Below are 10,981 nucleotides of genomic sequence, written 5' to 3' on the forward strand. Positions count from 1 at the left end.
GGACGCATCATACTTTCGCGACGGCCTCGGCATGCTCATGCGAATGGCTGTGATCCGCCTGGGCCAAATCCTCGGCCGGGACGGTCTCGCCTTGCAGGAGACGCTGCTGAATATCGTGGAAACGGTTCCAGCGATTTTGCCAGGCCGACTCGGAGGTCACGCGCTGAATTTGCACGGCCGTCACCTTGTACTCGGGGCAGTTGGTTGCCCAGTCCGAGTTGTTGGTGGTGACCACGTTGGCGCCCGACTCGGGAAAGTGGAAAGTAGTATAGACCACCCCTGGCTGCACTCGTTCGGTCACCGTCGCGCGCAGGGCGGTCTCTCCCGCACGGCTCTTGACCGAGACTTTGTCGCCACTGCGAATGCCGCGATCTTCGGCATCCACCGGGTGAATTTCCAGCAAGTCCTCTGCATGCCAGGCCACGTTGTCGGTACGGCGGGTTTGTGCGCCCACGTTGTATTGCGACAGGATACGGCCGGTGGTCAGCAGCAAGGGGAACTTGCGGCTGCTGCGCTCTTCGGTGGGTACGTACTGAGTCAGCATGAAGCGGCCCTTGCCACGCACGAACTCGTCGATGTGCATGGTGGGGGTGCCTTCAGGTGCCTGTTCGTTGCAAGGCCATTGCACGCTGCCACCCAGTTCCTGGATGCGATCGTAAGACACGCCAGCAAAGGTCGGTGTCAGACGGGCGATCTCGTCCATGATCTGGCCGGGATGCTCGTAGTTCATGGGGTAGCCCAAAGCACGGGCCAGGGCGCAGGTGACTTCCCAGTCGGCCATGCCCGCCTTGGGCTCCATCACTTTGCGTACGCGCGAAATGCGGCGCTCGGCGTTGGTGAAGGTGCCGTCTTTTTCCAGGAAGGACGAACCGGGCAGGAACACATGGGCGTACTTGGCGGTTTCGTTCAGGAACAGATCCTGCACCACCACACACTCCATGGCGGCCATGGCAGCAGCTACGTGTTGGGTGTTCGGGTCGGACTGAACAATGTCTTCACCCTGGCAGTACAGTCCCTTGAAGCTGCCACTCAAGGCGGCATCAAACATATTGGGAATGCGCAGACCGGGTTCAGATTGCAGGGACACGCCCCAGGCCTGTTCAAACTGCTGACGTACGCTGGTGTCGGAGACGTGACGGTAGCCGGGGAACTCGTGCGGGAAAGAGCCCATATCGCAGGAGCCTTGCACGTTGTTCTGACCACGCAGCGGGTTCACACCCACACCTTCGCGGCCTACGTTGCCGGTGGCCATGGCCAGGTTGGCAATGGCCATTACGGTGGTGGAGCCCTGGCTGTGTTCTGTCACACCCAGACCGTAGTAAATCGAACCGTTGCCGCCGGTAGCGTACAGACGGGCTGCGCCACGGATGTCGTCGGCGGATACACCGCAGATCTCGGCCATGGCTTCTGGCGAGTTCTGGGGCTGGCTGACAAAGCTACGCCATTCATTGAAGGCAGCGGTATCGCAGCGCTCGGCCACATAGGCCTCGTTCACCAGTTTTTCAGTGACGATAACGTGGGCCATGGCGGTCAGTATGGCGGTGTTGGTGCCTGGACGCAGGGGCAGGTGGTAGTCGGCCTGGATGTGCGGCGAGCTGACCAGTTCGGTCTGGCGCGGGTCGATCACGATCAGGCGGGCACCTTGGCGCAGGCGACGTTTCAGGCGCGATGCAAACACGGGGTGAGCGGCGCTGGGGTTGGCACCCATCACGATCACCACGTCGGTGTGCATCACCGAGTCAAAGGTTTGCGTACCGGCGGACTCACCCAGGGTCATCTTCAGGCCGTAGCCGGTCGGGGAGTGACACACGCGGGCGCAGGTGTCCACGTTATTGGTACCAAAGGCGGCACGAACCAGTTTTTGCACCAGATAGGTTTCTTCGTTGGTGCAACGCGAGGAAGTGATACCGCCCACAGCGTCACGACCGTGCTGATCCTGAATGCGACGGAACTCGGAGGCGGCGTAATTGATGGCCTCGTCCCACGACACTTCCTGCCAGGGGTCCGTAATGCTCTTGCGTATCATGGGACTCAGGATACGGTCCTGGTGCGTGGCGTAACCCCAGGCGAAACGACCTTTCACGCAGGCGTGGCCACGGTTGGCCTTGCCGTCTTTCCAGGGTGTCATGCGAATGACCTTGTCGCCCTTCATTTCGGCCTTGAAGCCGCAACCTACACCGCAATAGGCGCAAGTAGTGATGACGGCGTGCTCGGGTTGCCCCAGATCGATGACGGATTTCTCCATCAGGGAAGAGGTCGGGCAGGCTTGAACGCAAGCGCCACAGGACACGCAATCGCTGCCCAGGAAGCCATCGTTCTGACCGGCGGTGACGCGCGATTCAAAACCACGCTTGTCGATGGTTAGTGCAAAGGTGCCCTGAACTTCCTCACAGGCGCGCACGCAGCGATTGCAGACAATGCATTTGCTGGAGTCGTAGGCAAAGTAAGGGTTGGAATTATCGGTAGTATCGTCCAGGTGGTTGGCACCATCAAAGCCATAGCGCACGCTGCGCAGGCCCACCACACCGGCCATGTCTTGCAGTTCGCAATTGCCGTTGGCAGGACAGGTCAGGCAGTCCAGCGGGTGATCGGAGATGTACAGCTCCATCACGTTGCGGCGCAGCTTGTGCAGGGTGTCGTTTTCGGTTTGGACGACCATGCCTTCTTCCACCAGGGTGGTGCAGGAAGCAGGGTGGCCGCGACGGCCTTCAATGTCCACCAGGCACAGACGGCAGGAGCCAAAGGCCTCCAGCGAATCGGTGGCGCACAGCTTGGGAATATTGATGCCGGCCAAGGCGGCTGCGTGCATCACGGAAGTGCCGACGGGCACTTCAATCAATTTGCCATCGATGGTCAGGTTGACCATCTCGGTCTGGGGCGAGGCTGGGGTGCCCAGGTCACGTTCGCGTACGGCGACTGTTTCTTTCATGGTGATCTCCGTCTTAGACCTTGGCCAGGTCCTGCTCGGTTTGCGGGGCCAGTCCAAAATCCTGGGGGAAGTGTTCCAGCGCGGACAGGACGGGATAAGGGGTCATGCCGCCCAAGGCGCACAAGGACCCGGAGAACATGGTGTCGCACAGGTCGCGCAACAGCTCGACATGGTTGTCCATGTCTTCGCGGCGACGGATCTTCTGGATGGTCTCTACGCCACGCGTAGAGCCGATGCGACAGGGTGTGCATTTGCCACAGGATTCGATGGCACAGAATTCCATGGCGTACTGCGCCATGTGGGCCATGTCTACTGTGTCGTCAAAGGCCACCAGACCGCCGTGACCGACCATGGCATTGATCTTCATGTAGGCCTCATAGTCCAGCGGGACATCCCAATGGTGCTCGGGCAGATAGGCGCCCAAGGGGCCACCGACTTGCACTGCACGCAAGGGACGACCGCTGGCGCTACCGCCACCGTAGTCGTACAGCAATTCGCGCAGGGTGACGCCAAAGGCTTTTTCTACCAGGCCGCCGTTTTGCAGATTGCCGGTCAACTGGAATGCCAGTGTGCCACGCGAGCGACCCATGCCGTAGTTCTGGTAGTAAGCACCGCCCTTGGCCAGAATCACCGGCACGGAAGCCAGGGACACCACGTTATTGATGACTGTAGGCTGACCAAACAGGCCTTTGATGGCGGGCAGAGGCGGTTTCACACGCACCATGCCGCGCTTGCCTTCCAGACTGTCGAGCAGGGCGGTTTCTTCGCCACAGATGTAGGCGCCGGCTGCTTTGCGTACTTCCAGATCGAACTCGTAGCCGCTGCCTTGAATGCTCTTGCCCAGCCAGCCTGCGGCGCGCGCCGCCACAATGGCTTCGTTCAACGCTTGTACAGCCAGCGGGTATTCGGAACGCACGTAGATGTAGCCATAGGTCGCACCTACAGCCAGCCCGGCAATTGCCATGCCTTCAACCAGGCACAGTGGATCGCCTTCCATCAGCATGCGGTCAGAGAAGGTGCCCGAGTCGCCTTCGTCGGCATTACAGACAATGTATTTCTGCTGTGCTGGGGTGTTGAGTACCGTGTTCCATTTGATGCCGGTCGGGAAAGCCGCACCGCCACGGCCACGCAGGCCGGAGTCGGTCACTTCTTTCACAATGGCGGCCGGTTCCATGCTCAGCGCCTTGCGCAAACCTTCGAAGCCACCACAGGATTGGTAATCGGCCACGCTGACCGGATCAATAATCCCCACACGGGCAAAAGTCAGGCGTTCCTGATTCTTCAGGTAAGGGATGGCGTCCGTCAGACCGTGGCACAACTTATGTGCACCGCCTTGCAGAAAACCAGCGTCGAACAGACCGGGCAGATCTTCAGTCTGGACAGGGCCGTAAGCGACGCGGCCTTCAGCTGTTTGCACTTCCACCATGGGCTCCAGCCATAGCAAACCACGCGAGCCATTGCGCACAATCTGCACATCCAGACCGCGCTCCTGAGCCTGGGCCGCCAGTTGCTGGGCAATCTCATGGGCGCCCATGGCGACCGCTGCGGTGTCGCGCGGAACGTAAACGGTAATGGTGCTCATGACTGGGCCTCCTGGCTGCTTAGCAGGGCATCCAGTTTTTCGGGGGTGACGCGTGCATGGGGTACGCCATCGAGCATGACGGCGGGGGACTGAGCACAGAGGCCCAGACAGTAGACAGGCTCCAGCGTGTACTGGCCGTCGTCGCTGTTTTCATGGAAGTCGCAGTTCAGGCGGCGACGGGCATGAGCCGTCAGCTCCAGTCCGCCCCGCGCCTGACAGGCTTCAGCCCGGCAGATTTCCAGGGTATGAGTCGCGTGGGGCTGGGTGCGGAAATGGGCGTAAAAAGAGATAACGCCATGGATTTCCGCACGGGACAGAGCCAGCTGTTCGGCCAGCACCGGCACCACGGACTCGGGAATACAGGCAATCCGGTCCTGAATCGCGTGCAAAATAGGCAACAGGTTACCTTTCTGGCCGGCGTGCTCCTGCACGGCCTGCAAGGCGACCTCTTCAGGAGCCAGACCTGACAGGTCCTGCTCCTGGTGATGAGGGGTTGTTTGCATGTCCTGTGTGCGCGGTGCCCGAATAGGGTGCCTGCGCCTCCATATTTTTTATGCACAGCGGTGCATATTATTTGACAGTGTTTTCCCTTGTAATCTAACCACTTAAGTCCATAACTTCAATAAGCAATATTTCGCATATATAATGTTTGGTACATGCAGCACAAAACATAAATACGAAAACACACTGGTCTTAAAAACACATGACCAAACAGAAATTCAAAGCCCGGCTGCGCTCTGAATGGATTCTGGAAAATGCAGACGGCGTGGACCTTCCCATGGGGGATGTGTTGCGTTTGTTGGGTGCCATCGAGCGACTGGGGCACTTGGCGGGAGCCAGCAAGGAATGCCAGTTTTCCTACAGACATGCCTGGGGCTTGTTGCGTAATGCCGAAAAACAGTTTGATGCGGCCTTGCTGGAAACCTCCCGGCGCAAAGGTACCAAGCTGACCGAGTTCGCCCAGCGTTTGCTGTGGGCGAATCGGCGACTGGATGCGCGTCTGACGCCAACCCTGGAGAGCATGGCTTCCGAGCTGGAAGAGGAGCTGGGCCGCTTGTATGCGCAGCCTCTGGACCGTTTGCGCTTTCAGGCCAGTCACGGATTTGCGATTGAAGGCCTGATGCGCTTTGCCAATGAGCACGATGGTCTGCCGCTGGAGCTGCGCTACCGCACAGCCATTGAAGCGCTGGCTTCGCTGGAGCGCGGGGATTGCGATCTGGCCGGTTTCCAGGTTCCGGTGGGTGAGTTCGAGGTGGCTGCCATGCGCCGTTATGGGCAGTGGCTGTCCCCGGCGCGTCACAGGCTGATTTTCCTTTCCACTCGCCGGACTGGCTTGTTTGTGGAGAAGGGCAACCCCAAGAACATCACCGGCATGGCCGACTTGTTGCGGCCCGATGTGCGCTTTGTGAACCGTCAGATGGGGTCCAGTACCCGCTTTCTGGCGACCTTGCTGCTGGGGCAGTTAGGGGTAAACACGAATGCGGTGCTGGGCTTTGAAACAACAGAATTGACACATATGGCGGTGGCGGCTCACGTTGCCAGTGGCATGGCCGATACCGGCCTGGGTGTGGAAACAGCGGCCAGCCGATGCGGGCTGGAGTTCATTCCCTTGGCCCAGGAGCGTTATTTCATTGCGGTTGAGCAAGAAGCGCTGGATAAGGCTCCTATGCAGGAACTGATGAACGTGATTGGCGGTTCCGCGTATAGTCAATTCATGGAAGGTCTGGTGGGTTACGACCCACGGGGTTTGGGACAGATCATGACGCTGGAACAGGCATTCGGGCAGGCTGCCGACATGCTCTGGCGTTAGACCCCATTGCATGACGAAAACACACACCATGAGACGGGGACGAACCCTGTCCTTGAAAAAGAGAACACCATGAGCGATGAGCATGGGCCAAAACGTGAACCGGTGTCTGTAGACCAGGTTCAGTACAGGCCACATCAAGAAGCAGCTCCCCCAGGTTCCGAGGCCCGGCCCTTGGAGCCGAGTGACCCGCAGCCTGCTGGAGCGGGAGTTATGCCGTCCGGCATCGAGCAGGGGGCGCAAGCGGGTGCTGCAGAGCTTGCACGCCGCCCGACCGTGCGGATTGCCGCTGTGTCAGGGCAACCTTTGGACAAGCGTCACCGCCCATTTCGTGACCTGCGCATTTCCCTGACTGACAAGTGCAATTTCCGCTGTACCTACTGTATGCCGCGGGAAGTCTTTGGCACGGACTACGAGTTCCTGCCTCATTCTTCCCTGCTCAGTTTTGAAGAGATTGAGCGCGTAGCACGGCAGGCCGTTGCTCTGGGCGTGCGCAAGCTGCGCCTGACGGGTGGCGAACCGCTATTGCGTCGAAATATTGAAGTGCTGATTGCCATGTTGGCCAAGCTGCGTACACCGGAAGGTGATGCGGTGGAGCTGACTTTGACCACCAATGGCACCTTGCTGGGTCGCAAGGCTCAGGCCTTGAAAGACGCGGGGCTGAATCGTGTCACCGTCAGCTTGGACGCCTTGGACGATGCCCGTTTTACTCAATTGAGTGATAGCGGCGTGTCAGTCTCCACCGTACTGGATGGCATTGCCAAGGCACAGGCCGTGGGTTTGAGCCCGGTAAAGGTCAATATGGTGGTGCGCAAAGGGCTGAACGATGATCAGATCTTGCCCATGGTGGAGCACTTCAAAGGCTCGGGCCAGATTCTGCGTTTTATTGAATATATGGACGTGGGCACCAGCAATGGCTGGAATCTGCAAGAAGTGCTCAGCGGTGCGGAGATTGTGGAACGTATCCAGTCCCGTTTCGAGTTGGAGTCAGTGGCCGCCCAATACCGTGGCGAAGTCGCCAGCCGCTGGCGTTTCAAGGATGGGACGGGCGAAGTTGGCGTGATCACCAGCGTCACTCAACCCTTCTGTGGAGACTGTTCGCGCATGCGTCTTTCTCCCGAAGGACGCCTGTTTCTGTGCCTGTTTGCTTCCCAGGGTTATGATGTGCGGGCGCAATTGCGCTCGGGTGCGTCCGACGAACAGTTAGCCGCCTATATGCACGGCGTCTGGACGGGACGGCAGGACCGATATTCCGAGATTCGGGGTGAGCAAACCACGAGTCGTGACCGTATCGAAATGAGTTATATCGGCGGATGATAAGCACACAGGACATCAGCGGTATTGTGCTGGCGGGCGGACGAGCCCGCCGTTTTGATTTGTCGGGCCAGATCGATAAAGGCTTGCTGCTCTTGCAGGGCCAGCCTTTGGTGCAGCATCTGGTACGTCGCCTGCGTCCGCAGGTGGGGACTATCCTGATCAGTGCCAATCGCAATCCCGAGCAGTATGTCCATTGGGGACGTGTGGTTCCTGATGTCTTGGAGCTGGAGGGCTATCTGGGTCCGCTGGCCGGTTTGGCCAGCGTGCTGGATCAGATCAGTACGCCGTGGGCCTTGTCCTGCCCGGTGGATTTGCCTTTTGTGCCAGTGGATCTGGGCAAGCGTTTGATCAAGGCCGTTGAGGAGCAGGGCGCTGTGGCTGCCTACGCGCAGGCAGAGCGTAGCCACCCTTTATGCCTGTTACTGCGCACCGATCAGGCTGCGGGCCTGAAAGACTATCTGCTTAGCGGCGAGCGCCGTGTCATGAGCTGGCTGGAGAGCATAGGTGCGGTGGAAGTGGATTTCCGCGATGCGCCTGAACATGCTTTCTTCAATATCAATACTCCGCAGGACCTGGAAACAGCGCAGGGCTGGTAAACCAGCCCTGCTTGCTCGTGCTCAAGCGATTCGCTTAGAAACGGATGTTGAGGCGAGCCTGCACACTGTGGTCCTGGGCGGAGCGAGCCAACTGGCCTTGATACGCCAGTCCGATTGCCGACTGAGGGTTGATCTTGAACTCCAGGCCGGCTTCCAGCATGGCGCTATCTTTGGCAATCGGGGCGCCGACGACGGTGAACGCTGAACCTGCCGAGAAAGCATGGGTCGCGCTGGGTTTGACCGTACCCATGGCGTGCCGCCAGGCCACGGAGCCGTGGGCACTAACTTGGGTGCGACCCAGTTCAAACTCCGTCATGGCACGGGTCCCCAAGGTCATGAATGTCGTGTTGCTGCTTTGACGCTCGGCGTGCAGAGCGGCTGGCCCGCCTGTTTCCGTGAAGCTGTTGCTTTTCTGGTGCACGTAAGCCACTTGAGCAAAGGGCTCAAGCGTCACAGCCTCAGCCTCTATGCGATAGCCCAACTCGGCAAACGCCTGGGCGCTCTGGCTGCTGTAGTCCGCCTTCAGCGTGCTTGACAGCCTAGGTACGGATACCGAGCGGCTTGTGGACAGATCATGCCAGCTGTAGGCCAGACCACCGCGCAGTCCCAGCGCACCCCACTGAGTTCCCCCGTACGCACCCAGATGGTAGTTGTCGCTGCTTGCGCTGGAGGAGCGATCTCGTAGCTTGATGTCGCTACGGCTATAGCCTGCAAGCAGACCCAGACGTGTCGAGTCAGACACATTGGTGTCTACACCCATCAAAAAGCCACTGCTGGAACTGCTTACGTGGGCGGTATTGTCGGTGGCGTCAATGTTGCGCCAGCTACCCATGCCTTGAATCCAGCTGTGTGTCCCGCTGGAATCGGCGGCTGACAACTGCCCCTGATCATTGCGTACAGGGGCGGCTTGTGCCGCAACAGCACGGCTGGCTGAACGCAGGCGCTCATTGACTGCATCACGAATCTGGCGGCTGTCCTCTTGCAATACGGTTTTGCTTGACGCGTGCAATTCGCCCGACAGACTGTCAAAGCTGTCGCGCAGCAACGCGATGTCATTGGGTAGTTGGGCGACAGCATCATAGACAGCATGTCTGTCCTGTATGCCAATGCTTTCTATGGCCTTGGCGCTGGCCTGTTGATTACGTGTCCGTGCAGCGGAGGTCATTGCCTGGTCATTGCGTTCCAGCACCAGGGCGACACGACCGTTCTGGTAGTCGTACGACAGGGAGGGGTTCAGGAAGGCGAAGTCGGAAGTGACGTCACCAAACTCGCCGGACAATCCGCCCTCGGAGGTCAGAATGGTGTAGCTGGAGCGTAAATCGTAGCTGCCGTTGGCGCCAATGTGGGCGACCGAGCCGCCGCTCAGGCTTGTCTTGCCTGTGACTTGAATTCGGTCGGCGGCGGTACTGCCTGGGTCGGCCTCGACGAGCAGACGGGCGCCTGGCTCGATGTTCAAGTTGCCGTCAATGGTCAAGGTGCCGATGGAGTTTCCCGGTGAGAGGACCCCGCCCTGAGTGACGGTGATGTTGCTGCCTGCACCCGAGCCGACCACGCCACTGCCAGCCAGCATGCTGCCGGCCCCAATGGTGGTGGAGCCGCCCAAGTGGCCGTTCAAGACCAACTTGCCTGCTGTAATAGTGGTGGTGCCTTTGAACGCAGAGCTGTCTCCCGTCAGGTTCAGGGTGCCAGCCCCGTCTTTGATCAGGGAGCCTGTCCCGGAAATACCGCCGGCATAGGTGTCGTCGCTGGCTTGGTCGAAAATCAAGGTGCCCTTGTTATCCACGTTGCCGGGAAGGGTGGCGGCCTGAGCAATCAAGCTTCCTTCTTCAATGCGGCTGTTTCGATAGGCATTGGCTTCATTGCTTAAACGCAGCGATCCCGCACCGGATTTGACCAGGTCCGCATGACCGACGATGGCACCCGCCAGGGTCAGTGTTGTGTCTGCGGCGACTTGTACGCGTCCATCGTCCAGCAGGGCGATATCACGAGCAGTACTGAAGGAGTCTGTGGCGACCAGAGTGCCGCCCTGAAAACGTAACTCACCGCTGGCGGCGCCTAGGTTCGCGTCCTGGGACACTTCCAGGCGGCCACCGGCCAAGGTGGTGCCGCCGGTGTAGCTGTTTTGACCGCTCAGCACCAGGGTGCCCGCGCCTGCCTTGTGCAAGCTGTTGCCATTCCAGCCCGTGGTGCTGTTGGGGGTCTGGTCCGTCAAGTCCGTGCCGACGACGAAACGGTTACTGGCATCGCTCAAGGTGAAGGTGCCGTGGGCCAGATTGTTGTTGGCGGTCCAGCTCAGGCCATAGCTGGCCAGTAGTTGAGTCTGGTCAGCGGACTTGTGTGTGTTCAGGTTGAGATAGTCCACCGTGCCATTGAAGCCACCCACCTGATACGAGGCGAAGTCGCCTTGTATGCCGTCCCGTGTGCTTAGCAGTACTTTGTCCAGTTGGCCTGCGTGACTGATGCCACCCAGTGCGAAGGCAACCTGGTCCCCCAGAATCACGCGCTCAGCCTGCAGTGCAGGGCTGTTGGGACCAGCGGCAATGTCCAATACCGTGTTGTCGTGCAAATTGACGGTGCCGTCCACGCGGAGGGTGGCGGGTCCTTGCACGGACAAGGCGCTGTCTGCACCCTCAATATTCAGGTTACCCACCAGGTGGCTGGCGGCTCCGCTTACGCCGTCACCAAACTGCAGCGTGGCGTTCTTGACGCTGGCCGAACCCCCAAGCTTACCCAGGACTGCCAGCGTGCCT

At 59.5% G+C, this 10,981-nt stretch carries 7 protein-coding genes; 3 read left to right on the forward strand and 4 right to left on the reverse strand.

Annotated elements, in window-relative coordinates; all coding sequences use genetic code 11:
* Nucleotides 1-7: 7 nt before the first annotated feature.
* The 3 genes from fdhF to WFM49_RS11475 are packed head-to-tail and all read right to left on the reverse strand — an operon-like array spanning nt 8 to nt 5,014.
* On the reverse strand, nt 8-2,929 hold the full coding sequence (gene fdhF / locus WFM49_RS11465) for a formate dehydrogenase subunit alpha (protein WP_336973286.1): 2,922 nt from the start codon (nt 2,927-2,929) through the stop codon (nt 8-10).
* A 13-nt stretch (nt 2,930-2,942) separates the two neighbouring features.
* The gene (locus WFM49_RS11470; protein ID WP_336973288.1) at nt 2,943-4,511 is read right to left on the reverse strand and encodes a formate dehydrogenase beta subunit; all 1,569 of its coding nucleotides are present in this window, start codon (nt 4,509-4,511) and stop codon (nt 2,943-2,945) included.
* The gene (locus tag WFM49_RS11475; RefSeq protein WP_009463883.1) at nt 4,508-5,014 is read right to left on the reverse strand and encodes a formate dehydrogenase subunit gamma; all 507 of its coding nucleotides are present in this window, start codon (nt 5,012-5,014) and stop codon (nt 4,508-4,510) included. Before WFM49_RS11475 ends, WFM49_RS11470 begins: the two co-directional genes overlap by 4 nt.
* A 200-nt stretch (nt 5,015-5,214) precedes the next feature.
* Between WFM49_RS11475 and WFM49_RS11480 the strand changes: the two genes are divergently transcribed.
* The 3 genes from WFM49_RS11480 (at nt 5,215) to mobA (ending at nt 8,231) form a co-directional block, all read left to right on the forward strand.
* A complete protein-coding gene (locus WFM49_RS11480; protein ID WP_022983231.1) occupies nt 5,215-6,321 on the forward strand; it encodes a substrate-binding domain-containing protein in 1,107 nt (368 codons plus the stop codon).
* Between the two features lie 210 nt (nt 6,322-6,531).
* On the forward strand, nt 6,532-7,635 hold the full coding sequence (gene moaA, locus WFM49_RS11485) for a GTP 3',8-cyclase MoaA (protein ID WP_371477811.1): 1,104 nt from the start codon (nt 6,532-6,534) through the stop codon (nt 7,633-7,635).
* Nucleotides 7,632-8,231, forward strand: a complete 600-nt coding sequence (gene mobA, locus WFM49_RS11490; RefSeq protein WP_336973294.1) for a molybdenum cofactor guanylyltransferase MobA — start codon at nt 7,632-7,634, stop codon at nt 8,229-8,231. Before moaA ends, mobA begins: the two co-directional genes overlap by 4 nt.
* Nucleotides 8,232-8,265: 34 nt before the next feature.
* Here mobA and WFM49_RS11495 read toward each other — a convergent pair.
* On the reverse strand, nt 8,266-10,981 hold a 2,716-nt coding region (locus WFM49_RS11495; RefSeq protein ID WP_336973296.1), incomplete at its 5' end, for an autotransporter outer membrane beta-barrel domain-containing protein.

The organism is Alcaligenes sp. PF14, assembly GCF_037150615.1.
Taxonomy (GTDB): Bacteria; Pseudomonadota; Gammaproteobacteria; order Burkholderiales; family Burkholderiaceae_B; genus Alcaligenes; species Alcaligenes phenolicus.

Coding starts and splice junctions, on each gene's coding strand:
- fdhF (WP_336973286.1), bottom strand. CDS start 2,929: ATGAAAGAAACAGTCGCCGTACGCGAACGTGACCTGGGCACCCCAGCC.
- WFM49_RS11475 (WP_009463883.1), bottom strand. CDS start 5,014: ATGCAAACAACCCCTCATCACCAGGAGCAGGACCTGTCAGGTCTGGCT.
- moaA (WP_371477811.1), top strand. CDS start 6,532: ATGCCGTCCGGCATCGAGCAGGGGGCGCAAGCGGGTGCTGCAGAGCTT.
- WFM49_RS11470 (WP_336973288.1), bottom strand. CDS start 4,511: ATGAGCACCATTACCGTTTACGTTCCGCGCGACACCGCAGCGGTCGCC.
- WFM49_RS11480 (WP_022983231.1), top strand. CDS start 5,215: ATGACCAAACAGAAATTCAAAGCCCGGCTGCGCTCTGAATGGATTCTG.
- mobA (WP_336973294.1), top strand. CDS start 7,632: ATGATAAGCACACAGGACATCAGCGGTATTGTGCTGGCGGGCGGACGA.